21 protein-coding genes and 1 riboswitch are annotated in these 23,709 nt (G+C 68.3%); of the genes, 16 read left to right on the forward strand and 5 right to left on the reverse strand.

Going from position 1 to position 23,709, the window contains the following annotated elements:
• Nucleotides 1–6: 6 nt before the first annotated feature.
• From dgoD to N2K98_RS05280, 6 genes are all read left to right on the forward strand, one after another.
• The gene (gene dgoD, locus N2K98_RS05255; protein ID WP_255866555.1) at nt 7–1,152 is read left to right on the forward strand and encodes a galactonate dehydratase; all 1,146 of its coding nucleotides are present in this window, start codon (nt 7–9) and stop codon (nt 1,150–1,152) included.
• A gap of 20 nt (nt 1,153–1,172) precedes the next feature.
• Nucleotides 1,173–1,802 (forward strand): bifunctional 4-hydroxy-2-oxoglutarate aldolase/2-dehydro-3-deoxy-phosphogluconate aldolase, encoded by a 630-nt coding sequence (locus tag N2K98_RS05260; RefSeq protein ID WP_255866556.1) that lies wholly within the window; start codon nt 1,173–1,175, stop codon nt 1,800–1,802.
• A gap of 118 nt (nt 1,803–1,920) precedes the next feature.
• A complete protein-coding gene (locus tag N2K98_RS05265) occupies nt 1,921–2,820 on the forward strand; it encodes an aminoglycoside phosphotransferase family protein (RefSeq protein WP_255866557.1) in 900 nt (299 codons plus the stop codon).
• A gap of 61 nt (nt 2,821–2,881) precedes the next feature.
• Nucleotides 2,882–3,616, forward strand: a complete 735-nt coding sequence (locus tag N2K98_RS05270; RefSeq protein ID WP_255866558.1) for a protein phosphatase 2C domain-containing protein — start codon at nt 2,882–2,884, stop codon at nt 3,614–3,616.
• Nucleotides 3,613–4,743: an NAD(P)/FAD-dependent oxidoreductase gene (locus N2K98_RS05275; RefSeq protein WP_255866559.1), complete on the forward strand. Its 1,131-nt coding sequence runs from the start codon at nt 3,613–3,615 to the stop codon at nt 4,741–4,743. The genes N2K98_RS05270 and N2K98_RS05275 overlap by 4 nt, the downstream gene beginning before the upstream one ends.
• Before the next feature lie 183 nt (nt 4,744–4,926).
• The gene (locus N2K98_RS05280; RefSeq protein ID WP_255866560.1) at nt 4,927–5,838 is read left to right on the forward strand and encodes a hypothetical protein; all 912 of its coding nucleotides are present in this window, start codon (nt 4,927–4,929) and stop codon (nt 5,836–5,838) included.
• Nucleotides 5,839–6,078: 240 nt separating this feature from the next.
• On the opposite strand, the gene N2K98_RS05285 is transcribed toward N2K98_RS05280, so the two are convergent.
• Entirely contained in the window at nt 6,079–6,378 is a 300-nt protein-coding gene (locus tag N2K98_RS05285; RefSeq protein ID WP_255798919.1) for an acylphosphatase, read from the reverse strand.
• A 111-nt stretch (nt 6,379–6,489) separates the two neighbouring features.
• On the reverse strand, nt 6,490–8,070 hold the full coding sequence (hutH, locus tag N2K98_RS05290) for a histidine ammonia-lyase (RefSeq protein WP_255866561.1): 1,581 nt from the start codon (nt 8,068–8,070) through the stop codon (nt 6,490–6,492).
• Nucleotides 8,071–8,194: 124 nt separating this feature from the next.
• Between hutH and N2K98_RS05295 the strand changes: the two genes are divergently transcribed.
• Genes N2K98_RS05295 through N2K98_RS05325 form a run of 7 tightly spaced genes read left to right on the forward strand, consistent with a single transcriptional unit; the run spans nt 8,195 to nt 17,301 of the window.
• Entirely contained in the window at nt 8,195–9,052 is an 858-nt protein-coding gene (locus N2K98_RS05295; protein WP_255866562.1) for an IclR family transcriptional regulator, read from the forward strand.
• A gap of 25 nt (nt 9,053–9,077) precedes the next feature.
• On the forward strand, nt 9,078–10,763 hold the full coding sequence (gene hutU, locus N2K98_RS05300) for a urocanate hydratase (RefSeq protein WP_255866563.1): 1,686 nt from the start codon (nt 9,078–9,080) through the stop codon (nt 10,761–10,763).
• A 21-nt stretch (nt 10,764–10,784) separates the two neighbouring features.
• Complete coding sequence (locus tag N2K98_RS05305; RefSeq protein ID WP_255866564.1) at nt 10,785–11,984, forward strand: allantoate amidohydrolase; 1,200 nt, start codon at nt 10,785–10,787, stop codon at nt 11,982–11,984.
• Nucleotides 11,981–13,402: a formimidoylglutamate deiminase gene (locus N2K98_RS05310; RefSeq protein WP_255866565.1), complete on the forward strand. Its 1,422-nt coding sequence runs from the start codon at nt 11,981–11,983 to the stop codon at nt 13,400–13,402. Before N2K98_RS05305 ends, N2K98_RS05310 begins: the two co-directional genes overlap by 4 nt.
• Nucleotides 13,399–14,628, forward strand: coding sequence for an imidazolonepropionase (hutI, locus tag N2K98_RS05315; protein ID WP_255866566.1), 1,230 nt, complete (start codon nt 13,399–13,401; stop codon nt 14,626–14,628). Before N2K98_RS05310 ends, hutI begins: the two co-directional genes overlap by 4 nt.
• A 29-nt stretch (nt 14,629–14,657) precedes the next feature.
• Entirely contained in the window at nt 14,658–15,446 is a 789-nt protein-coding gene (locus N2K98_RS05320; protein ID WP_255798926.1) for a CPBP family intramembrane glutamic endopeptidase, read from the forward strand.
• A 46-nt stretch (nt 15,447–15,492) separates the two neighbouring features.
• Entirely contained in the window at nt 15,493–17,301 is a 1,809-nt protein-coding gene (locus tag N2K98_RS05325; RefSeq protein WP_255866581.1) for a glycoside hydrolase family 2 protein, read from the forward strand.
• Nucleotides 17,302–17,443: 142 nt separating this feature from the next.
• Here the strand turns inward: N2K98_RS05325 and N2K98_RS05330 are convergent, their stop codons facing one another.
• Together N2K98_RS05330 and N2K98_RS05335 are read right to left on the reverse strand one after the other, a co-directional pair.
• Nucleotides 17,444–18,385: a type IV toxin-antitoxin system AbiEi family antitoxin domain-containing protein gene (locus N2K98_RS05330; protein ID WP_255866567.1), complete on the reverse strand. Its 942-nt coding sequence runs from the start codon at nt 18,383–18,385 to the stop codon at nt 17,444–17,446.
• Between the two features lie 491 nt (nt 18,386–18,876).
• Nucleotides 18,877–19,527 carry a VOC family protein gene (locus N2K98_RS05335; protein ID WP_229953226.1) on the reverse strand — a complete coding sequence of 217 codons (651 nt, stop codon included), beginning with the start codon at nt 19,525–19,527 and terminating at the stop codon, nt 18,877–18,879.
• 160 nt (nt 19,528–19,687) lie between these two features.
• A riboswitch (SAM riboswitch) is annotated at nt 19,688–19,804 on the forward strand.
• Between the two features lie 77 nt (nt 19,805–19,881).
• On the opposite strand from N2K98_RS05335, the gene N2K98_RS05340 reads away from it, so the two are divergent.
• The 3 genes from N2K98_RS05340 (at nt 19,882) to N2K98_RS05350 (ending at nt 22,851) form a co-directional block, all read left to right on the forward strand.
• Entirely contained in the window at nt 19,882–21,198 is a 1,317-nt protein-coding gene (locus N2K98_RS05340) for a bifunctional o-acetylhomoserine/o-acetylserine sulfhydrylase (protein WP_255866568.1), read from the forward strand.
• 1 nt (nt 21,199) lies between these two features.
• Nucleotides 21,200–22,345, forward strand: coding sequence for a homoserine O-acetyltransferase MetX (gene metX / locus N2K98_RS05345; protein ID WP_407080008.1), 1,146 nt, complete (start codon nt 21,200–21,202; stop codon nt 22,343–22,345).
• A 65-nt stretch (nt 22,346–22,410) separates the two neighbouring features.
• Nucleotides 22,411–22,851 (forward strand): SRPBCC family protein, encoded by a 441-nt coding sequence (locus N2K98_RS05350; protein ID WP_255798929.1) that lies wholly within the window; start codon nt 22,411–22,413, stop codon nt 22,849–22,851.
• A 9-nt stretch (nt 22,852–22,860) separates the two neighbouring features.
• On the opposite strand, the gene N2K98_RS05355 is transcribed toward N2K98_RS05350, so the two are convergent.
• Complete coding sequence (locus N2K98_RS05355) at nt 22,861–23,703, reverse strand: SGNH/GDSL hydrolase family protein (protein WP_255866583.1); 843 nt, start codon at nt 23,701–23,703, stop codon at nt 22,861–22,863.
• Between the last annotated feature and the right edge of the window lie 6 nt (nt 23,704–23,709).

Below are 23,709 nucleotides of genomic sequence, written 5' to 3' on the forward strand. Positions count from 1 at the left end.
AGAAGTATGCGGGTTGCCCGAATCGAAACCTTCATGGTCCCGCCGCGCTGGCTGTTTGTCCGGGTGGAAACCGACTCCGGACTGGCAGGGTGGGGAGAAGCCACCTGCGAGGGGCGTTCCGAAACGGTCCGGACTGCGGTGGACCAGCTCTCGGAGCTGCTCCTGGGGCGGGATCCGCTGCGGATCGAGGATAACTGGCAGCTGCTCACCAAGGGTTCCTTCTACCGGGGCGGGCCCATCCTGGCCAGCGCCGTGTCCGGTCTGGACCAGGCGCTGTGGGACATCGCCGGCAAACATTTCGACACACCCGTGCACCAGTTGCTGGGCGGGCATGTCCGGGAACGGATCCGGATGTACGGCTGGGTGGGGGGCGACGATCCCGGGGAGATTGCGGACGCAGTCAGTGCACAGGTGGAGGCAGGCCTCACCGCGGTGAAAATGAATGCCAGTGGCAGGATGGGGCCGATTGCCACCACCGCGGAACTGGACGCCGTCGTCGGGCGGGTTGCGGCGGCCCGCGAGGTGCTCGGCGGCAGCCGGGATGTGGCAGTGGATTTCCATGGACGCTTTTCCGCCGCCAACGTCCGCCGGGTTGTGCCGCTTTTGGAACCGTACCGTCCGTTCTTCCTGGAGGAACCGGTGCTGCCTGAGAACCCGCATCTTCTCCGCTCCGTCACCTCCGCCACCAGCATTCCCATCGCCACGGGGGAGCGGCTGTACAGCAGGCAGGAGTTCCTGCCCGTTCTCCAGGCGGGGATTGCCGTGGCGCAGCCGGACCTGTCCCACGCCGGCGGCATCTCGGAGGTGCGCCGGATCGCCTCCCTTGCCGAGGTCTACGATGTGCAGCTCGCGCCGCACTGTCCGCTGGGCCCGCTGGCATTGGCTGCATGCCTGCAGGTGGGGTTCGCGACGCCGAACTTCCTGATCCAGGAACAGAGCATCGGCATCCACTACAACCAGGGCGCCGAGGTCCTGGACTATGTTGTTGACAAGACACCGCTGAAGTTCGTGGACGGCAGCATCGAACGGCTTACCGGTGCCGGCCTGGGCATCGAGGTGGATGAACAGGCCGTGCGGTCGGCAGATAAGCACGGTCATGCATGGCGCGGACCGCTCTGGCGGCACGATGACGGGTCCTTCGCGGAATGGTAGGCGGCGACATGGCAGGTTTCATGACGGAACTGACCCGCAGCGGGCTCGTGGCGATTATCCGCGGGACGGACCGTGACGCAGCCGCGGCCGCTGCGCTGGTTCTTTTCGAAGAAGGGATCAGCTGCGTAGAGATTGCCTTGACCACTCCGGGCGCGTTTGAGGCAATCGAAAAGATCCGGCGGCAACTCCCGGACGGCGCCTGGGTGGGCGCGGGAACGGTGCTCACGGCGGCGGACGCCATGGACGCTGCGGCGGCGGGCGCACAGTTCGTGGTAACCCCCGGCGTGACTGAGTCGATCCCGGCGGCCGCGGGCCTGGGCCTGCCCGTCCTCGCCGGGGCATTCACCGCTACCGAAGCCATGGACGCCATGACGCGGGGAGCCAGCGCGGTCAAGCTGTTTCCGGCCTCGGCTGCCGGTCCCGGGTATTTGTCGGCGCTTCGGGGACCGTTGCCGAGCATTCCCTTTATCGCCGTCGGCGGGGTTGGGTTGGCGGATGCGCCCGGCTTTTTCCGCGCCGGTGCGGTGGCCTTGGGCCTTGGCAGTCCGTTGGTAGGCGACGCCGCGACGCCGGCAGGGAACCTGGCCAGCCTTCGGACGCGGGCACGGCAGTTTATTCAAGTGGTCATTGACGAGGCCGCTGCCCGCTGACCTCCCGGCGCCTTAGCCGACACTGCAAGGGAGGGGGCGGGTGGCACCGGTAGGCATTGTGTCTGCCGGGGTCCTGACGTTTGTGGCCCGCTGCACACCCGGCGGGTACGCTGGCGCAATGGCCAACCTTCCCGCTGCCGAAATCTCTGCCGACGCCGCTCTGGTGAGCCAGCTGGTGCGGGAGCAGCACCCCCACCTGGGCGGGCAGGACCTGGAGCAGGTTGCCAGCGGATGGGACAACTACATTTACCGGCTGGGCACGGAGTATGCCATCCGGCTGCCCCGCCGGAAGTCTGCGGCCGGACTGACGGCCAACGAACAGCGCTGGCTCCCGCAGCTCACCGCCGACGTGCCCGTACCGACCTCCGCCCCGCTGTTCTGCGGGGCACCGTGTGAGCTCTACCCGTGGCCGTGGAGCATCACGGTCTGGTTCGACGGCCAGGATGTGTCCTTGTCGCCGCGGGACCGAAACGTTGCCCTCGCCGAACCGCTGGCAGGCTTCCTTAACGCCTTCCACCGGCCGGCACCGCCGGATTTTCCCCGTAATCCGTTCCGGGGCGGACCGTTGTCCGGGCGGGATGAAGCCGTACAGGGCAGGCTGAACAGCGGCATGGTGCCCCACGCCGCCCGGGTGCAGGAACTCTGGGAGGAGGCCCAGGACATCCCGGCCTGGACCGGACCCCCGCTGTGGCTGCACGGAGACCTGCACCCCGCGAATCTCGTCGCCAAGGACAACACCCTGCAGGCGGTCATCGATTTCGGCGACCTCACCGCGGGCGATCCGGCCACGGACCTGGCAGCAGCCTGGCTGGTGTTCGACGCCGAAGGGCGGGACATCTTCCGCCGCAGCCTGGGCAGCCAGTACGACGGCGACCCGCACGTTTGGGAGCGGGCCCGCGGCTGGGCGATCTGCATGGCAACCATTCTGCTGGCGAACTCCGACGATGCTCCGGGACTGTACCTGGTGGGCTCGGAAACCCTGATGGAGATCCTCACCGGCGACCGGGAAAGGTTCTAGCCCGGTGGCGGCCGGCAGGTGGAAGCACTCTGTCCGGATTTCCACTGAAGGCGACGGGCACGTGCAGGAGGACACCTGCGGCTACGCGGGCTCCACAGCCTGGGTAATCGACGGCGCGAGTTCCCTCTTGCCTCAGCTCGGGCTGCCGGGCCCCTCGGACCCGGCCTGGTATGCCCGGAATCTTGACTTGTTGCTGACGGATGCCGCAGTGGCGGCCGGTGTTGCACCCGCCCCGCAGGTGCTGGCCGACGCCCTGACCCGGATGGACCAGCTGGCCCGCACCCTGGCCGGCGAGGAGCGGATCCGCTTCCCGTCTGCGGCCCTGTGCCTGGCGGCGCTGACAGGGGACGGCGTGGAGATCCTCGCACTGGCGGACTGCCACGCGGTGGTTGAACTGGAGGACGGCTCGCTGGTCCATGTCACGCACGAACCGGCCGACATCCGGATCGGCACCGAACATTCGGCGGACCCGGTGCGGGAACGCGAGCTGCGGGTGCTGGACCGGGAACTGCGCAATACCCCGGGCCGGCTGTGGGTGGCCCGGCGGGAAGCAGAAGCCGCATACCAGGCACGCACCGTCCGGCTTGGCCCGGCACGGCGGGTTGTGCTTGCCTCCGACGGCGCCTGGCGGGCGGTGGAACTGGGAATCGTCGACGGGCCCGGCGGGTTCCTTGCGGCGGCAGGCTCCGCGGTCGCCGCCCAGGAGCTGCTGCTGGCGCTGCGCACTCTGCAGGCGGAGCTGGGCGAAAACGCCGACGACGCCACCCTCCTCACATTGGAAAGGATTTCCCCATGACCGCTGACATTTCCTGCGACATCCTGTTGATCGGCGGCGGCATCGCCGGTCTCTCGCTGGCCGCCGAGGTCGCGTCCCGGATGGCCGCGGCCCCGCAGCCCCGGGGGAGCGGAGGCGGGGTTGTCCTGGTGGAAGCTGAACCGGCCTTGGGCTACCACACATCCTCCCGCTCCGCCCGGCAGCTGATCCCCAGTTACGGGCCGCCGGTGATCCAGGACCTGACCCTGCGGACCCTGGCCTTGATTCGGGCGGCGGAGGCGGACCTGCCGGAACCCGTCCTGGCGCCTCGGAGCTTCCTGCTGATCGGAGACGACGAGTCGGTGCGGGACCGGGCGAGTGCCCATATGCACCCGGTAATGCCGGCTGAAGCCCTGGGGCTGGCTCCCGAGCTGCGGCCGGAGGCTTTCAGCGCTGCCGGGCTCGACAACACATCAGTGGCCTGCAACACCGATGCACTGCTGGACTACCACCGGGAGCGGCTGACCGCGGCGGGCGGCCGCATCGTCACGGGCCGGCGAGTACAGGCGGCAGTGCGCGTAGGGGACCCGGGCGCACAGCGCTGGGAAGCCGCGGCTGACGGACTGCGGTTTGAGGCTCCGATGGTGGTCAATGCGGCCGGCGCCTGGGCGGATATCGTCGCGGAAACCTTCGGGGCCCGTCCCCAGGGGCTCACGCCTTACCGCCGCACCGCCGCCGTCGTCGACGTTGAACGGCCGCTGGATGCCGGGGCGCCCATGGTGGCGGACGCACGCGACCGGTTCTACTACCGGCCCGAAGGCAGGCAGGTACTTATATCGCCGTCGGAACGCGAACCAAGCGTGGCGGAAGACTCCCGGCCCCGCGACACAGATGTGCAGGCATTGGTGGAACTGGTCAACAGCGTCACCACCATGGGAATCACCGGCGTTGCCCGCGCCTGGACCGGGCTGCGTACGGAGACACCGGACGGGTTGCCCGCGGTGGGCTGGGATCCGGACGTTCCGGGGTTTTTCTGGCTGGCCGGGCAGGGCGGATACGGGTTCCAGACATCATCCGCCGTTGCCGAGCTGGCCGCGGGAATCCTGCTTGCCGAGGACGTCGAAAACGGTGCCCGGGAAGCCCTCACCCCCGCCCGGCACCGAGTGTGACCAAAGTCTCACCAATCGGCGCGTAACGAATCAGCCAAGGTGCGCGCGTATGGTCATTAGGTTCCCGAGACATGCCTAGAGTTGTAGTAACAAGTGCTTCTCCTAAAACCCGAATAGATTAACAATTCGGTGCCCGAAAGGTCAGTCTCAGTGCCAGATTTCTTGCCGCCAAAATTTGTTGGCGTGCAGCAGCGTCCGCTTTACATCCGGGTTCGTTCAATCCTGGAAATTCTGAGTACGCTGTGGCTGATTTCTGCCGTTATCGGCGTTGGTTTCTTTTCCGGCGGGACCACATCGCTCGCCTTTTCCCTGATTCTTCTGTACAGCACGGGCGCGGCTCTGCTGGTTGTCATCTCGGCCCTGTACCGCGTCCTGTCCCGGGCCGCACGTCAGCGGGTTGAAGCCGTCCCCGATGACAGCGCTGCCGCAGTGTTCGTGGACACCACCCGGTCAGCGACCGAAGAAATCATGGCCGCCCTCCGTCCGGCCGCACCCTACGGCACCCCTGGGGCATCCGTGCGGATGCCCTCGACGGTGGATGCCCTGGATGTGGCTGCCGCACTGACAGCACGCACGGCTGCATTGACCTCTGCCGCCGCCGCCGAGAAGTCTGCCGCTGCCGCCGCTGCGATGGTTGCTCCCGGGAAGTCGGGTAGTGCGGCCAAGTCCGTCATGAACAAGTCCGTCGTGAACAAGTCAGCCAGCAAGAAGAAGGCTGCTCCGAAGCAGCCGGCCCAGCCCACGAAGGCCCAGGCTGCGAAGACCCGTCCCGCCAACAACAACGGTTCGCGCGGCACGGGTAACCAGGCCTCCACCGCTCCGAAAAAGAGCACCGGCGGTAAGAAGCCTGGTTCGGCCGGGAAAGGTGCAGGCGGAGATAAGGCCTCGAACAGCGGGTCTGCCGGAACCAAAAAGCCTGAACGAGCTACGGCTCCGGAAGTGAAAGCCGCCCCCTTCGAGACCGGCATGAGCATGCCGGGTATCCGCACGGCTCAGCAGGACATTCTTCCCCGCCAGACCGGTGCACCGTCCTGCGGTCTCGCCGGCCCAACCCGTCTCGGCGGTCCAGGACCGCGTCAGCTCGTCGCCGCCTGACGTTCCGCCGGGCCAGATACTCAGGTAGTTGTCAGGTTGTCTTCAGCAGCTACCCAGATGGGCCGTTTATCGTCATTAGTACCTCATAAGGGTGCGAGTGATGAATGGACCGAGTAGTGACCGGTCCGGACGCCGGCAGACTAGGGTTGTTTCCCCCAACCAGCCCCAAGTCTGCCGGCGTTTTTCCTTTTAACCCGCAGGTCCGGCAGCACCCCGGCAGGCAGTGCAGCACCCCCGGCGCTATTCGGCACTGAAATCGCGGAATTCCCCGGTGGCCGGAGAAAAGGATTCTTCGACGCCGGCCACTACGCCCGGCGCCTTGGGGCCGCGCAGGAATTCACGAAGCCCGTCCAGGGCCGGTTCCCTGCCCTCGGCCACCACGTGGACGGATCCGTCCGCCGCATTGGAGACCACGCCCGTCAAGCCCAGCTGCACGGCCTGCCGAAGGGTGCGGTATCGGAAACCGACGCCTTGGACCTCGCCGGTGACCCGTGCCGTCAGACGGCGGGCAGTGCCTTCCGGATTCTCTTGCTCATTCATGTGCACAGCGTAGCTGCATCGACACAGCGTAGCTGCACAGCCTAGCGCCGGGGAGGGCCGGGGGAGGGCCGGGAAAGCACTCCGTTGGCGGGAGGTTCTTCGAAGACAAAATCAGTGCAGGCGGGTTCCCAGTTCGTCCTCCACCGCTGCCAGCAGGGAACCACCCTCGACGAGCACCCTGAGCGCCTCGATTTCCGGGGCCAGGTACCGGTCCGGACCGGGCCCGGGCACAACAGTCCTGATCACGGCCCGCGCCGCCGTCACTGCGGGAGCGCTGCGCGAGGTGGCCGTGCCGCCGTCGCGCATGTCCAGCCCCCGTGCCGAGGTCAGCAGCTCAATGGCCAGCACCCGGGTCAGTCCGTCCAGTGCCCGGCGGAGCTTCAACCCTGCCGCCCAGCCCATGGAGACATGGTCCTCCTGCATGGCGGAGGACGGGATGGAATCCACCGATGCCGGCACCGCCAGGCGCTTGAGCTCCGAGACAATGCCGGCCTGCGTGTACTGGGCAATCATGTGCCCGGAGTCCACACCGGGGTCGTGGGCCAGGAAGGCATTGAGGCCGTGGCTGCGGGACCGGTCCAGGAACCGGTCAGTGCGCCGCTCGCTCATGGACGCAACGTCCGCGACGGCGATGGCCAGGAAATCCAGCACATAGGCCACCGGCGCACCGTGGAAGTTGCCGTTGGACTCCAACCGTCCGTCCAGCGTCACTACCGGGTTATCGATGGCTGAGGCCCGCTCGGCTGCCGCCACGGCTTCGGCATGCAGCAGCGTGGAGCGGGCGGCCCCGTGGACCTGGGGTGCACAGCGCAGCGAGTAGGCATCCTGCACCCGGGTAAACCCGCCGGTCTTCTGCTCCTCGATCAAGACGGATCCGGACAGGACCGAGCGGATGTTCGCTGCTGATTCGCTTTGCCCGGGCTGGGGCCGCAGCGCCTGGAGGTCCGCGGCAAACACGCTGTCGCTGCCGAGCAGGCCTTCCACGCTCATGGCGGCCGCGAGGTCCGCCGTGGCCAGCAACCGGTGCAGGTCCGCAATGGCCAGGGTCAGCATGCCCAGCATCCCGTCCGTACCGTTGATGAGCGCCAGCCCCTCCTTCTCCTGCAGCTCCACCGGTTCCAGCCCGGCTGCGGCGAGCGCTGCCGAAGCGGGCACCAGCTGCCCGCCGGCGTCGCGCACTTCCCCTTCGCCCATCAGCGCCAGGGCACAGTGGGAGAGCGGAGCGAGGTCTCCGGAGCAGCCCAGGGAGCCGTACTCGCCCACCACCGGAGTGATACCCGCGTTGAGCATCCCGGCGTATGCCAGGGCGACGGCGGGACGCACTCCCGTCCGGCCGGTGGCCAGCGTAGCCAGGCGGTTGAGCATCAGGGCACGCACCACCTCCCGGTCAACTTCGGACCCCGACGACGCCGCGTGGCTGCGGATCAGCGAGCGCTGCAGTTGGATCCGCTGCTCCGGCGGGATCTGCTTGACCGCCAGGGCGCCGAACCCGGTGGAGACGCCGTAGTGCGGCTTGTCATCTGCGGCGAGAGCCTCGATGACCCCGCACGAGGCGGCCATGGCAGCCAGGGCCTCGGGAGTCAGCGTCACCCGCGCACCGTGCCGGGCGACGGCGAGGATATCCTCGCCGGAGAGCGGACCAACCCCCAGTTCCACGGCGGCGGTGCCCACGACGTTGTTGCGTAGCTGCATGCTTGTTCCTTCTGCGCTTGGACGGCCGGCGGTTGCTATCCATCTTGCCCGTTCAACCCGGTGCAGGGGCGGACCCGGGCGGATTCAGCTTCTGGGATCCCAGACACTGGCCTAGACTCTGGACATGCCCGCCGCCTATGCCCGTGTCCAGGTCCCGGCCGCAGCCCAGGTCCTGGCCATCCTGCGCTATCTGGGACAGCAGGCCGGACCGGTCAGCGCGTCCGCCGTCGCGCGGGACCTTTCGTTGCCGCGCTCCACCACGTACCACCTGCTCGCAGCGCTGGTAAGCGATGGTTTTGCCGTGCACCTGCCGGAAGAACGGCGGTATGCCCTCGGCGCCACCGCACATGAACTGGGTACCGGCTATGCCCGGCAGGCTCCGCTGCAGCGCATTGCCCGGTTCCCGCTGCGCGGGCTGGTGGCCCGGACCCGCTTCACCGCGCATCTGGCGGTGCTGCAGGGAACGGACGTGATCTACGTGATCGAGGAACGGGCGCCGCGCCAGCAGCCGCTGGTGACCGACGCCGGCATCCGCCTTCCGGCCCACCGCACTGCCAGCGGCCGGGTCCTGTTGGCCGGGATGACAGGTGCGCAGCTGAGGGCGCTCTATCCGGACCCGGGGGCTGTCCGGTCCTCCCGCAGCAGCGGTGCCGGCCTGCCGGGCCTGCTGAAGGAGGTCCGGGGGCGCGGCTACGCCTGGGAGGAGAACGAAGTCACCGAAGGGTTCTCGTCCATTGCCGTACCCGTGCCGGACCGCTCCGGGCACACGGTCGCCGGCCTGACCCTGACCGCACCAAACCGTGCACCGGCAGCGGGCATCGAGGCGGCTCCGGCGCACCGGATCGAGGCCATGGCGGACCGGGTCCTGCCCGACCTGCTGCGCTGCGCCGCCGAGCTTTCCCGCCGGCTTGGCGCCCGCCCGCGGCCTGCTCCCAATGTGTCTGAGATGCCAGACAACCATCCCGGGCCGGCTGCGCCCTGAACCGCCCCGGGGCTACGGTCTGGCTATGGCAACTACCTCTGACCCGTCCCGCCGCATCCGGGCACCGCGCGGCACCACGCTCACCGCGCGCAGCTGGCAGACCGAAGCTCCGCTGCGGATGCTGATGAACAATCTGGACCCTGAAGTGGCCGAACGTCCCGAGGACCTGGTGGTCTACGGCGGCACCGGCAGGGCCGCCCGCAGCTGGGAAGCCTACGACGCCATCATCCGGACCCTGTCCACACTGGCCGACGATGAAACGCTGCTGGTGCAGTCGGGCAAACCGGTGGGGGTTTTCCGCACCCACGAATGGGCGCCGCGCGTGCTGATCGCCAACTCCAACCTGGTGGGGGACTGGGCCACCTGGCCCGAGTTCCGCCGGCTGGAAGCGGAGGGCCTGCTGATGTACGGGCAGATGACCGCCGGTTCGTGGATCTACATCGGCACCCAGGGCATTCTGCAGGGCACCTTTGAAACCTTCGCCGCCGTGGCCCGGAAGCTGTTCGCCGACGAAAACGCCACCCTCGCCGGCACCCTGACCCTGACCGGCGGCTGCGGCGGAATGGGCGGCGCGCAACCGCTCGCAGTCACGCTGAACGCGGGAGCGGTCCTGATTGTCGACGTCGACGAGGCGCGCCTGCGCCGACGTGTCGGCAAGTGCTACCTGGACGAGGTGGCACCGGACCTGGACACCGCCGTCGCCCGCGTCATGGCCGCCCGGAACGAAAAACGTGCCCTGTCCGTGGGGCTGGTGGGCAACGCCGCGGAAGTGTTCGAGGAACTGCTGCGCCGGCAGCAGGCCGGGGAGGTCGCGGTGGACATTGTCACCGACCAGACCTCCGCCCACGACCCGCTGAGCTACCTGCCCGCCGGCATCCCCGTGGACCGCTGGCAGGCCGAAGCCGCCGCTGATCCGGAAGGCTTCACCAAGCAGGCCCGCGAATCCATGGCCCGGCACGTTGCCGCCATGGTCGGGTTCCAGGACGCGGGCGCCGAAGTGTTCGACTACGGCAATTCCATCCGCGACGAAGCACGCCAGGGCGGCTATGCCCGCGCCTTCGACTTCCCCGGCTTCGTCCCCGCCTACATCCGTCCGCTGTTCTGCGAGGGAATGGGGCCCTTCCGCTGGGTGGCACTCTCCGGGGATCCGCAGGACATTGCGGTGACCGATGCAGCCATCAAGGAGCTGTTCCCGGAGAACCTGCGCCTGCACCGCTGGATCGACGCCGCTGCCCAACACGTGGAGTTCGAGGGCCTGCCCGCGCGGATCTGCTGGCTGGGCTACGGCGACCGTGCCAAGGCCGGGCTCCTGTTCAACCGGCTCGTCGCCGAGGGCAAGGTGAGCGCGCCCATTGTGATCGGGCGGGACCACCTGGATTCGGGGTCGGTGGCCTCTCCCTACCGGGAGACCGAAGCCATGGCGGACGGATCGGACGCCATCGCGGACTGGCCCCTGCTCAACGCCCTGCTGAACACCGCGTCCGGGGCCACCTGGGTGTCCCTGCACCACGGCGGGGGTGTGGGCATCGGCCGGTCCATCCACGCCGGCCAGGTGGGCGTGGCCGACGGAACCGAGCTGGCCGCCCGTAAACTGGAAACCCTTCTGACCAATGATCCGGGCACCGGGGTTATGCGGCACGCGGACGCCGGGTATTCCCGGGCCGCGGACGTCGCCGCCGAGCGCGGCATCCGCATCCCCATGAACGAATAAGCATCCCGCCTGGAGAGAACCATGGACACTGTTACCGGCCTGCTCGCTTCCATCGCCGACGTCGGACGGGATCCCCGGCGCGGCGGATACTCGCGCCCGGTGTTCTCGACGCCCGAGCTGACGCTCCGCGAGTGGTTCAAAGCGGAGGCACAGCGCCGCGGACTCGATGTGGAGACGGACCGCAACGGCATCCTCTGGGCCTGGTGGGGGCAACCGGAACGCGGGGCACTCGTGACCGGCAGCCACCTGGACTCGGTGCCGGGCGGCGGAGCGTTCGACGGGCCGCTGGGGGTGGCCTCCGCGCTCGCCGCCGTGGACCTGCTGCGCGAGCGGGGAATTAGCCGCAACCGCTCCCTGGCCATCACCGTCTTCCCGGAAGAGGAAGGGTCCCGCTTCGGGGTCGCCTGTCTCGGCTCGCGGCTGCTGACCGGCGAAATTGATGCCGACAAGGCCCGGAACCTGCGCGATGCCGACGGAACCACCTTCGCGGACGCCGCCCGGGCCAACGGACTCGACCCCGCACGGCTGGGACGCGACGACGAGGCGCTGGCCCGGATCGGCGACTTCGTGGAACTGCACGTGGAGCAGGGCCGCGGGCTCGGCGAGGACGGACCGGCCGTTGCCGTGGGCGGATCCGTCCTGGGCCACGGCCGCTGGCGGATCAGTGTCTCCGGGCAGGGCAACCATGCGGGAACCACCGCGATGGATGACCGCGCCGACCCCATGGTTGCCGCCGCGCAGATCATCGTGGCCGTGCAGAAGGCCGCCGCCGCCGTGGACGGCGCCCGGGCGACAGTGGGCCGGATCTCGCCCGTCCCCGGGGGTACCAACGTCATCGCTTCCCGGGTGGACGTCTGGCTCGATGCCCGGCACCCCGACGACGCCGCCGCGCTGGCCCTCGTGGAAACCATCCACGGCAAGGCGCAGAAAATCGCCGCGTTCGAGGGCTGCACCGTGTCCCTGACGCCGGAATCCTGGACCGGTTCGGTGACCTTCGACGCCGCACTGGGCCGCAGCCTGGAACTGGCTCTGCCCGGAGCTCCGGTGCTCGCCACGGGGGCGGGGCACGACGCAGGCTTCCTCGCCGGACACGTGCCTTCCGGAATGCTGTTTGTGCGCAACCCGACCGGGATCTCGCATTCCCCGGAAGAACATGTGGAGGCCGAGGACGCCGAAGCCGGAGCCGTGGCGCTCGCCGACGCGCTGGAGGCGCTGCTGTGAAAGGTGCCGCGGGTCCGTCGGACGAGGATGCTGCCGTCTGGTGTGAAGCCGGGTGGTACGAGGGCAGTATCCGGGAACGAATCCGGCTGACGGTCGACTCCGCCGGCAGGGTCACGGCAGCCGTCACCGGAAGGGAAGCCGAACCCGGGGACCTGGTGCTGCCCGGCGTCGTCGTTCCGGCAGCCGCGAACGCGCACTCGCACGCCTTCCACCGGATACTGCGTGGACGCACCCACACCGCCGGGGACTTCTGGAGCTGGCGCGAGCAGATGTACTCGGCCGCCGGCGCCCTCACACCGGAACTCTACGAGCAGCTGGCGACGGCGGTGTTCGCTGAAATGGTGGTCTCGGGATACGCCAGCGTGGCCGAATTCCACTATGTGCACCACGCCCCCGATGGGTCCGCCTATCCGAACCACGGGATGGAACTGGCCCTGGCCCGAGCCGCGGTTGCCGCCGGCATCCGGCTGACCCTGCTGGACACCTGCTATCTTTCCGGCGGTTTCGGGGCCGATGGAGTAGGCACGCCGCTGGACGCCCGGCAGCAGCGGTTCGGGGACGCCGACGCCGATGCCTGGCTGGAACGGTTAGCTTCGCTGCAGGCGGCGGTCGGGGAGCGGTTTGATCCGGAGCAGGTGAGGGTCGGGGCCGCCCTGCACTCGGTCCGTGCCGTACCGGAAGCTGCGCTGGCACGCATCGCGCAGCGGCTGCCGGCCGGGATTCCGCTGCACATCCACCTGTCCGAACAGCCGCAGGAAAACGCCGACTGCCTCGCTGCGACCGGGCTGACCCCCACCGGGCTGCTGCACCGGCACGGGCTGCTCGGCCCCCGGCTCTCAGTGGTCCACGCGACGCACCTGACCGACGCCGACATCGCCCTGCTGGGAGAGGCCGGAGCCACCGCGGTGTTCTGCCCCACCACGGAAGCCGACCTCGCTGACGGACTGGGCCGCGCCACGGACCTGCGGAACGCCGGAGTTGCCCTGGCGCTGGGCAGCGACCAGCACGCCGTCGTCGATCCGTGGCTGGAAATGCGGGCCCTGGAATACGGAGAGCGGCTGCGGACCGGCAGACGCGGGGCCCTTGCTCCGAGCGATCTGCATTTCGCCGCGTCCGACGCCGGTGCGCGCGCCCAGGGCCGGACCGCACCCGGGCTGGAACCGGGGAAGGCCTGCGACCTCATGGCGGTGGACCCGCATAGCCTGCGTACCGCCGGGTCGCGGCCCGACCAGTTGGCATTCTCCGCCACCGCTGCGGACGTAACCGCCGTCGTCGTCGGCGGTCGGCTGCGCGCCCGGAACGGTTCGCACACTCTCCTCGGAAACCCGGCCGCCCTGCTGCGGGAGGCCATTGCCGCCGTCGACTCTGCTGCCGCACCAGTGCACGAACCCCGCTTGGAAGGAACCCGGCGCCCATGAGCTCCGCCTCGACACTCATCACCAACATCGGCGAACTTTCCACCCAGGACTATTCAGCGGACGCTCCGGTGCTGAAGAACGCCGCCGTGGTGTTCGAGGGGGAGCGGATCAGCTGGATCGGCCCGGCGGGGAACGCCCCGGCGGCCGATGAGGTAGTCGACGCCGGCGGACGCGCCGGGCTGCCTGGCTGGGTGGACTCGCACACCCACCTGGTGTTTGCCGGGGACCGCAGCGCGGAGTTCGAAGCGCGGATGGCGGGGCAGGCCTACGAAGCAGGCGGGATCGCCGTAACTACGGAAGCCACCCGGGCGGCGTCGGACTATGACCTGACCCGGATGCTCCTGGCCCGGGCCGCCGAGGCCGCAGCGGGTGGGACCACGTACCTGGAAACCAAGACAGGCTACGGGCTGAGCGTGGAGGAGGAACGCCGGCATGCGCGGATCGCCTCGACGGTGGCGGACGCCGTCACGTTCCTGGGCGCGCACCTGGTGCCGGACGGAGCCGACGCCGACGAGTACACGGACCTGGTCTGTAACGACATGCTTGCCGCGGTGCGGCCGTACGTGCAGTGGGCGGATGTCTTCTGCGAAAAGGGCGCGTTCACCGAGGAACAGTCGCGCCGGGTGCTGCAGGCGGCCCGGGATGCCGGCCTGGGGCTGCGGGTGCACGGGAACCAGTTGGGCCCGGGGGCGGGGGCGCAGCTCGCCGTGGAGTTTGCGGCGGCCAGCGTCGACCATGTGAACCACCTGTCCGACGACGACGTCGCCGCGCTCGCGGACAGCTGGTCCGGGTGGGATTCCGGTGCCGGAGTCCCAGGGACCGTCGCGACGTGCCTGCCGGCCTGTGACCTGTCCACCCGGGCACCGCTGGCTCCGGCACGGCAGCTGCTGGACGCCGGGGTGCAGGTGGCCCTGGCCTCCAACTGCAACCCGGGAACGTCTTTCACCAGCTCCATGGCTTTCTGCGTCGCCACTGCCGTGCTGCAGATGGGACTGACCGTGCAGGAAGCCGTCCGGGCCGCCACCTACGGCGGCGCCCTGGCACTGCGGGTGCACACCGGCGCCGACCGGGACGGTGCACGCGCTGTCGGGTCGCTCGCCGTCGGGCACCGCGCCGACCTGCAGCTGCTCAACGCTCCCTCGGCTGCCCATCTGGCGTACCGGCCCGGCATGCCGCTGACCGGGATGGTGTTTCGGGCCGGGGTGCAGGTGCCGGTCCGCCGCTGACCGGGGCCCCGTCCGGCACAATGGTGTCCATGCGCGCTGCTTTCCCCTCCGCCCCCGCCGAATCCCTGGATCCGCGGGCCCGCCGGATGCTGGTGTTCGAAATCCTGATTGTGCTGGGGCTTTCGCTCGGCAGATCAGGTGTTTACGCCGTCGTCGAACTCATTGAAAAGGCCACCGAAGCGCCGCTGGGCGATCAGACCACCACGCTGAATCCCGTCCTCGATGATCGGCCGTACTTCGACCTGGTGTACCAGCTGCTGGGGATCTTCTTCTCCCTGCTGCCGGTGGCGCTGGTCCTGTTCCTGCTGACCGAACCGGGGAAGTCCGCGTTTCGACGGATCGGGTTCACGTTTGCCCGGCCGCTGAGGGACTTCGGCCTGGGTGTTGCCCTGGCGGCGGTCATCGGTATCGGCACGCTTGGTGTCTACGCCGCAGGGCGGGCTCTGGGCATCACCACCGCACTGGTTCCGGCGGCCCTGGACACCTACTGGTGGACGCTGCCGGTGCTGATCCTCTCGGCCATGCGGCACGCGGTACTGGAGGAAGTCATTGTGGTGGGCTACCTTTTCCTGCGGCTGCGGCAACTGGGCTGGGGGACGCCGGCGATCATCCTTACCAGCGCCCTGATCCGGGCCAGCTACCACCTCTACCAGGGGATCGGCCCCGGCATCGGGAACTTCCTGATGGGCCTGCTCTTCGGCTACGTCTACACCAGGACGCGGCGGGTGATGCCGCTGGTGATCGCGCACGCGCTGGTGGACATTGCCGGGTTTGTCGGGTTTGCGCTGTTTGGGTCGGCCATCGGGATCGGAGACTGAGCGGGATCGGCGACTAGGAGGCACATAGGATGGCCCGGTGACACTGATGACCCCGTGGGGCGCAGCCCTGGACCCCGAATCCGTCCTGCCGGAATACCCCCGACCCCAGCTGGCCCGCGACAGCTACCTCAATCTCAACGGCTACTGGCAGTACGCCATCACCGGCGCCCATCGGGAGCAGCCGCCCGGGGACGGGGACTGGGACGGACGCATCCTGGTGCCGTTCTCACCTGAGGCGCCGCTCTCCGGGGTGAACCGGCACCTCCAGCCGCAGCAGCTGCTCTGGTACCGGCGGACGGTGACCCTGCCGGAGGGGTTCGCGGGGGAGCGGATCCTGCTGCACTTCGGCGCGGTGGATTCCAGCTGCCGGGTCACGGTCAACGGTATTCCCGTGGGCGGGCACGACGGCGGCTACGTGCCGTTCTCCCTGGACATCACCGACGCGTTGGCTGCGGGTCCTGACGCCAATTCCCCCGGCGGCCAGCACGAAATCGTAGTCAGGGTCCGGGACCTGAGCAACACAGGTTCCGCCAGCCGCGGCAAGCAGACCCTGGACCGCGGCGGCATCTGGTACACCGCACAGTCCGGGATCTGGCAGACGGTCTGGCTGGAAGCGGTGCCGCAGGCGAGCATTTCCCGCCTGCTCCTCGTGCCGGACCTGGAGTCGGTGACCGCCACCGTGCTGGTCGACGATCTCCGGTCCACCACGGACAGCACCGACCTGCAGGCGGAAGTCACCGTGTCCGCAGGCGGGCACCCGGTGGCGGACGCCGTCGTCGTTCCCGGAACCCCGGTAAGGATCCCGATTCCGGATCCGCACCTCTGGTCCCCGGAGGACCCGTTCCTGTACGACGTCACCGTGCGGCTGCTCGCCGACGGGAAGGAAACCGACCGCGTGCGCAGCTACACGGCGCTGCGGACCGTAGGCACGGGGCCCGACGACGCCGGGCACCTGCGGCTGCTGCTGAACGGGCGGCCGTATTTCCATGCGGGCCTGCTGGACCAGGGGTACTGGCCGGACGGGCTGTACACCGCGCCGTCGGACGAGGCACTGGCCTCCGACATCCGTGCCGCGAAGGACCTGGGCTTCAACATGCTGCGTAAGCACATCAAGATCGAACCGCTGCGCTGGTACTACCATGCCGACCGGCTGGGCATCCTCGTCTGGCAGGACCTCGTGAACGGCGGCACGGCCTATAAGCACGCCGTCGTCACCGCCCCCGCGGTGGGTGCAGCGCACCGGTCCGACGACGACTACGCCGCGTTCGGGCGGGCCGACGAGCAGGGCAGGGAACAGTTCCTGGCCGAACTGCACGGCACGGTGGAGCTGCTGGGCAACAGCCCGTCGATCGTGGTGTGGGTGCCGTTCAATGAAGGATGGGGCCAGTTCGATGCCAACGCCGTCGCCGAGCTGATGCGGCGCCTGGACCCGACCCGGACCATCGACCATGCGAGCGGCTGGCACGATCAGGGCGGCGGAGACCTCAAAAGCGTGCACTTCTACTTTGTGCCGTTCCGGCTGCAGAAGAGCTGGCTGGCCGGGTCCCGTGCCGTGGTGCTGTCCGAGTACGGCGGGTACAGCCTGCGGATCCCCGGGCACACCTTCAACGACAAGGAGTTCGGCTACCGGCGGTTCCGGTCCCGTCGTGCACTGGCCCGGGCGTACGAGCGGCTGCACCGGCGGCAGATTGAACCTGCGGTCGCCGGCGGGCTTGCCGCCACCGTCTACACCCAGCTCACCGACGTCGAGGATGAGGTCAACGGGCTGCTGACCTATGACCGCCGGGTGGTGAAGCTCGATGCCCAACTGGTGCGCCGGATCAATGCGGGGCTTCGCCGGGCCGCTGGGGGCTGACCCACCTGAGCGCCTGCCTGGGTTCCTGCACTTTGTCCGGATCCCCGCAGATTGTCCGGATCCCCGCACCTTGTCCGGATCCCCGCACCGCGCGGAGCAGGGATTGCCACAAACCGCAGGGATCCGGACAAATCGGAGGGAATCAGCGGCGTCGGGCGCGGGGAAGCCCTGCGCGGACCAGGCGCTGCACGAGGGATTCCGGGTGCTGGGGCTGTCTGGAGACGTCGTCCCAGGACCAGCGAACAAAACTGACCCCTGTTGCACGGATGGCATCTTCGCGCCGTTTCTCCTGACGCAGTGTGTCCCACGAAGGGGCAAGGGCCGCATCGCCCCGGCCGTATTTCACCGCGCCGTCAAACTCCCCAACGAGCCTCTGCTCTCGCCAGTAAAAGTCGACCCGGAAACGGCCGGCGGAGGTGTTGAATTGTTGCTGGAGCTCGGGCGGAAGGAAGCGGTGCCTGTGAATGACGGCTCTGGAATAGGATTCGCCGGCCGACTCGGAGCGTGCATCGGCGAAGTCGATTACCTGTCGGGCCCGCAGCCGCTTTACCTGACTGGGCAGGTTGGTGGCTGTTTCCCGCAGGCGTTCCTTTCCCAGAGGAGGCAAACCATGAACAGGATCCGGCCGCAGCACGTGGTCCATGGCGGGTACCGCGTGCTCGAAAGGGAGATAGGCAGCCATGTCCAGAACGGTCTGCGCCCGGGATGTCAGGGGCACATCTTCCAACGCAGTGAGCGGTTCCAACAGCTGCCGCTCAACCCAGTGGAGCCCGCCTCGGCGCTGGCCATGAATGGGAGGTACGGCCAACAGCAGAACCTCAGCAGAGTTTCCAATGACGGGCAGCCCCCACATGACGGCAGCAGATTGTTGGATAAGGACGCGCTGACCGTGCCCCTGTTCCACGGCTGCCCGGATCCGCACCCGTTGCTGTTCCCAGGGAGAAAGACCCTGCCACTCATCCGCCTGCATGTAGACGCCGTGACGGAGGCGGATCAGCTGACCAGACCGGCAGTTCGAGGCCAAGGCGCGGCGGTCAGTACCGTGGGCCTCAGCATCGGCTGTGAAAATGAGCTCCGGATCCATGGGCTCAAAGGTGGATGGGAAACCGGGGACCCGCGAGGGTAAGCCTCCCAATTGTGGACAACCCTTCTGGCGCCTCGGTCTGGAAAAGCCCTGCGGTTTGTCGCGATCCCTGCGGTTTGTGGAGCCGGCCGGCACTGGAAAGCCCTGCGGTTTGTCGCGATCCCTGCGGTTTGTGACAATCCCTGCGCCGCGCGGCGCAGGGATCCGGACATTCCCCGGGGAACCGGACAGAGTGCAGGGACATTCCGCGGGGAACCGGACAGACCGCAGGGATCCGGACAGAGTGCAGGGGCATTCCGCGGGGATCCGGACACAGTGCAGGGACATTCCGCAGGGAACCGGACAGAGTGCAGGGACATTCCGCGGGGATCCGGACAGAGTGCAGGGACATACCGCGGGGATCCGGACAGACCGCGGGGATCCGGACAGACCGCAGGAATCCGGACATTCCGCGGGGACAAACCAGCCCGAACCGGCAGCAGAACCCGGAACTAGATCTCTACAGGACCGTTCGCGGTGTCGAAGGTGACGGACATGATGCCCGGTGTGCCGGCCGGGGCAATCCACGTGACGTCCACGTTCTCCAGCGGCTTCTCCACGGGGTGGCCCAGCCAGTCGGTGACGCGTGCAGCGGAGCCGGCAATGGTCAGGGACTTCAGCTTCACCGAACCGGGCATCCCCGGAATGGCGTTGGAGGGGTGCAGCTCGTCGGTGCCGTCGTCCCAGCGGAGCAGGTAGGGCACCTGCGGATCGGCAATCAATCCGTTGATGCCGATCTGCCGCCAGGTCAGCTCCTGGCCGTCGGGGAACTTGCGGTTGCCCGGCACGGAGGCCCGGCCGAGGCGTTCCTCGAAGGGGGAGAGATCGTCAACGGCAACGCACCAGCCCATCCAGCCGCCGCCGCATTCGGAGCGCTGGCGTACGGCCTGGCCGAACGGAGCTTTGTCCGACGCCGGGTGGTTCAGGACCTCCACCACCTCGACGTACTGGTTGTTGGCCAGGGGCAGGATCATATTGCGGGTACCGAATCGGGGGTGGACGCCACCCTTCACGTAATCGGCGCCGAGAGCAGCAGCAATCCTCTCGGTGGTGGCCAAAAGACCGTCGGATTCACAGGCATAAGAAACATGGTCCAAGCGCATGCGGCCCATTGTGGCACGTTGTGATACGCGTCTCGACCAAGGGAAGCCTAAGTGCGGAATGTTCCCTGCCGCAGTGCCGAATTAAGACCAAAAAGCTCCGGTGTTTCACGGTGCGTCATAGAGGTTGCGCGACGGCGGCATATCGGTTTCCATAGGTGCAGGTCATGAGTGCCAGCAGATAGCCCCGGCTTGCTGGCCGGCAACCCTCCAACCGCGGTGGGGTGCCCCGGGTGAAGACCTGGCCGTACGCCAAACGGGCGTCCGGCAAGCGCGGGTCCCACGGCCCCACCGGACATCCGGCGTACCCGGGTGCACCCCGGCGGCGTTGTGCGGCCCCTGGTTTGAGGGAGCATCATGAGTGCAGATTGGTCATTTGAAACCCGCCAGATCCATGTAGGCCAGGAGCCCGACGCCGTCACCGGTGCACGTGCCCTGCCGATCTACCAGACCACGTCCTTCGTTTTTCCGAGTGCAGAGGCTGCCGCGAACCGGTTTGCCCTGGCCGAACTGGAACCGATCTACACCCGGATCGGCAACCCTACCCAGGAAGCGGTGGAAAACCGGATCGCCTCCCTTGAGGGCGGCGTCGGCGCCCTGTTGCTGGCGTCCGGGCAGGCGGCCGAAACCTTCGCGCTGCTGAACCTGGCGCAGGCGGGCGACCATGTGGTTGCCAGTCCCAGCCTTTACGGCGGCACCTACAACCTCCTGAAGCACACCCTGAAGCGGTTCGGCATCGAGACCACTTTCGTGCAGGACCCGGACAACCTGGACCACTGGCGCGACGCCGTCCGGCCCAACACCAAGGCCTTCTTCGGCGAGGTGGTCTCCAACCCCCGACAGGATGTCCTGGACCTGGAAGGCATCAGCGCCGTGGCCCACGAGGCGGGCGTGCCGCTGATCGTGGACAACACGCTGTCGACCCCGTATCTCATCCGTCCGATTGAATGGGGAGCCGACATTGTGGTCCACTCGGCCACGAAGTACCTCGGCGGGCACGGGACGGCCATTGCCGGCGTCATCGTGGATTCGGGCAACTTCGATTTCTCCGCCGATCCGGAGAAGTTCCCCGGTTTCAACACCCCGGACGAAAGCTACAACGGGCTCGTTTATGCCCGGGACCTGGGCGTCAACGGAGCCCTCGGAGCGAACCTTGCCTTCATCCTCAAGGCGCGGGTGCAGCTGCTGCGGGACCTCGGGTCCGCGGTGTCGCCGTTCAACGCGTTCCTGATTGCCCAGGGACTGGAAACGCTGAGCCTGCGGCTGGAGCGGCACGTAGCCAACGCCGTCGCTGTAGCGAACTGGCTGGAAGGGCACGACGACGTCGTGTCGGTTGCGTACGCGGGGCTGGAGTCCAGTCCGTGGTTTGAACGAGGCCGCAAATACGGGCCGCGCGGCACCGGCGCCATTGTCTCCTTCGAGATTGAGGGCGGCATCGACGCCGGCAAGCGTTTTGTGGACGGACTGGAACTGCACTCACACGTGGCCAACGTTGGAGATGTCCGTTCCCTGGTGATCCACCCGGCGTCGACCACCCACAGCCAGCTGGGTGCCGAAGCGCAGCTGGCCGCCGGCGTCAGCCCGGGGCTGGTCCGGCTCTCGGTGGGCATTGAGCACATCGATGACATCCTCGCGGACCTCGACGCGGGGTTCCGGGCCGCCAAGGGAGCGTAGCTTGCCCCGGCACCCGGCTCCGCAGCGCGAGTCGCTGCAGTCGCCGCTGCAGCACCCCGCCGAAAAGGACGGGGTGCTGCAGTACGCCTCCATCGGCGGACTGGAACTGGAAACCGGCGGGTACCTGCCCGACGTCGTACTGGCCTATGAGACGTGGGGGCAGCTGGACCCGGACGCCGGCAACGCCGTGCTGATTCCGCATGCGCTGACCGGCAGCACCCACGTAGCCCGCGGAAGCAGCGCCGAAGCGGGCTGGTGGGAGGAGCTTGTGGGTCCGGGCCGGACCGTGGACACCCGCCGGTACTTCGTGGTCTCGATCAACATGCTGGGCGGTTGCTACGGCTCCACCGGCCCTGCCTCGGCGGATCCGGACGGATTGCCGTGGGGATCACGGTTTCCCTTCGTCACCGTGAGGGATTCGGTCCGGGCGGAGGCGCGGCTGGCGGACCGGCTGGGCATTGCCAGGTGGCACACCGTGCTGGGCGGTTCGCTCGGGGGAGCGCGGGCGCTGGAATGGGCGGTGACCGAGCCGGACCGGGTGCTGCACTGCGGGGTAATTGCGGCGACCGCGGCCAGCACTGCCGAGCAGATCGCGTTTGCCCAGGCGCAGCTGGCAGCAATCCGCCTGGATCCGGCGTTCAACGGAGGGGACTATTACAACGGCGCCCCTCCGCTGGCCGGCCTTGGCCTGGCCCGCCGGATCGCGCACATTACCTACCGGTCCGAACCGGAACTGGAATACCGGTTCGGGCGCAGTCCGCAGGCCGCCGAAAACCCCTTCGGCGCCGCTCACCCGGCCGGACGGGGCCGGTACTCCGTGGAGAGCTACCTGGACCACCAGGCCCGGAAACTGGCCGACCGGTTTGATGCCAACAGCTATCTGGTGCTCACGGAAGCCCTGGTCAGCCATGACGTCGCCCGGGGCCGGGGAAGCCTGCGCGCGGCGCTCGCAGGCACGACGGCGGACTTCTTCATTGCCGCGGTGGAATCGGACCGGCTGTACCTTCCCCAGCAGTCCGCGGATCTGGCAGCGGCCCTTCCCCGGGGAACGCAGGTCCATCTCATCCGAGCGCCCATCGGACATGACGGTTTCCTGACCAGCGTCCGGGAGATTTCCGGTGCCCTGAAACGGGAGGTGTTCGGGTAGGACGCTCAGGCGGAACAGGGCCTGCCCCCTTGCCCGCTGCGGCAATTCGTGGGAGAACATTCCCCATGGCAGATCGGATCTCGCTTTCCGGCCGGGCGCAGTGCACCCCGGAGGTTCTCTGGCACGTGCTCGTGGATAACCGGGCGTCCTGGTGGCCGGACATGGATTTCGCTGCGCATCCGGGGGCGCCCCTGAAGGAACGGTGGAGCGAGGACGGAGTGGAGCACACGGCCACCGGCACCGTGCTGGCCGTGGCCCCCGGCCGGCTGCTTTCCTTCCGCTGGACGGCGCCCGAATGGGGCGCCCACACCGTGGTCAGTTTCGAACTCACCGACGAGATAGACGCCACGGGGATAGCCGTGACGGAGAGCGGCTTTGCGGCGCTCGACGCCGGAGCGGGCGCCGCACTCTCCGCAGCCCACCGGGAAGGGTGGGCCTTCCACCTTGCAAACCTCATCGAGCAGGCAGAAAAAGCCGATCAGGCACAGCAGTCGGGCGGTTCCTGAAAAACAGCGCTAGTCGGCTGATCCCTGCGGCATCCCCTGCCCGAACATCGGGCCGGCCTCGGGCCGCTTCGCGGAGATCCCGTCACCCGAGGACTGGTGCCGCACCCGGCGGACCACCCACGGGAACAGGAATTCGCGGGCCCAGACCATGTCTTCGGAGCGCGCCGTCCGCCAGTTCTTCGCGGGCAGCGGCTTGGTTTCCAGTGGCTGCAGGGAATGCGGCACCTGGAGCGTGTCCAGCACCATGGAGGCAATGGTGTGGTGTCCCAGCGGGGAGAAGTGCAGCCGGTCCGGAGCCCACATCTGCGGATCATTCAACTCGCGCAGTGCCCACATGTCGGCAATGATGGCGCCGTGCCGCTTGGCTATGGTCCGCAGGTTTTCGTTGTAGATCGCGGCCCGGCCGCGGACGCTGCCCAGGACGGGGGTGCTCCCGAGGTCCGGGCCGGTGAACAGGACAACTCCGGCACCTGATCCGCGCAGCCGGGCAACGGCACCGTCCATGCGTTCGGCCAGCCGGTCCGGATCGCCGCCGGGGCGGATCACGTCATTGCCGCCTGCGCAGATGGTGACCAGATCCGGTTTCAGGGCAAGGGCCGGCTCGAGCTGCTCGTCGATGATCTGGTTCAGCAGCCGTCCCCGGATGGCGAGGTTTGCGTAGGCAAAGTCGGGCTGTCCCGAAGCCAGTTCCTCCGCCACCCGGTCCGCCCAGCCGCGGTTGCCGCCCGGGCTGTCCGGATTGGGGTCGCCGATGCCTTCGGTAAAGGAATCGCCCATGGCCACGAACCGGGACCAGAGGTGCGGGGGCCGCTGCTCCTGCCGGAAATCGGGGGCGGAAACGGCTTCGGGCAAAGAATT

Origin of the sequence: Arthrobacter jinronghuae (assembly GCF_025244825.1) — a bacterium.
Classification (GTDB): domain Bacteria; phylum Actinomycetota; class Actinomycetes; order Actinomycetales; family Micrococcaceae; genus Arthrobacter_B; species Arthrobacter_B jinronghuae.

Bases quoted from the DNA above. Each gene is read 5' to 3' on its own strand.
- N2K98_RS05305 (WP_255866564.1), top strand. From the start codon at position 10,785: ATGGACACTGTTACCGGCCTGCTCGCTTCCATCGCCGACGTCGGACGG.
- N2K98_RS05275 (WP_255866559.1), top strand. From the start codon at position 3,613: ATGACCGCTGACATTTCCTGCGACATCCTGTTGATCGGCGGCGGCATC.
- hutH (WP_255866561.1), bottom strand. From the start codon at position 8,070: ATGCAGCTACGCAACAACGTCGTGGGCACCGCCGCCGTGGAACTGGGG.
- dgoD (WP_255866555.1), top strand. From the start codon at position 7: ATGCGGGTTGCCCGAATCGAAACCTTCATGGTCCCGCCGCGCTGGCTG.
- N2K98_RS05265 (WP_255866557.1), top strand. From the start codon at position 1,921: ATGGCCAACCTTCCCGCTGCCGAAATCTCTGCCGACGCCGCTCTGGTG.
- N2K98_RS05335 (WP_229953226.1), bottom strand. From the start codon at position 19,527: ATGCGCTTGGACCATGTTTCTTATGCCTGTGAATCCGACGGTCTTTTG.
- hutI (WP_255866566.1), top strand. From the start codon at position 13,399: ATGAGCTCCGCCTCGACACTCATCACCAACATCGGCGAACTTTCCACC.
- N2K98_RS05340 (WP_255866568.1), top strand. From the start codon at position 19,882: ATGAGTGCAGATTGGTCATTTGAAACCCGCCAGATCCATGTAGGCCAG.
- N2K98_RS05295 (WP_255866562.1), top strand. From the start codon at position 8,195: ATGCCCGCCGCCTATGCCCGTGTCCAGGTCCCGGCCGCAGCCCAGGTC.
- N2K98_RS05320 (WP_255798926.1), top strand. From the start codon at position 14,658: ATGCGCGCTGCTTTCCCCTCCGCCCCCGCCGAATCCCTGGATCCGCGG.
- N2K98_RS05260 (WP_255866556.1), top strand. From the start codon at position 1,173: ATGACGGAACTGACCCGCAGCGGGCTCGTGGCGATTATCCGCGGGACG.
- hutU (WP_255866563.1), top strand. From the start codon at position 9,078: ATGGCAACTACCTCTGACCCGTCCCGCCGCATCCGGGCACCGCGCGGC.
- N2K98_RS05330 (WP_255866567.1), bottom strand. From the start codon at position 18,385: ATGGATCCGGAGCTCATTTTCACAGCCGATGCTGAGGCCCACGGTACT.
- N2K98_RS05350 (WP_255798929.1), top strand. From the start codon at position 22,411: ATGGCAGATCGGATCTCGCTTTCCGGCCGGGCGCAGTGCACCCCGGAG.
- N2K98_RS05325 (WP_255866581.1), top strand. From the start codon at position 15,493: ATGACCCCGTGGGGCGCAGCCCTGGACCCCGAATCCGTCCTGCCGGAA.
- N2K98_RS05285 (WP_255798919.1), bottom strand. From the start codon at position 6,378: ATGAATGAGCAAGAGAATCCGGAAGGCACTGCCCGCCGTCTGACGGCA.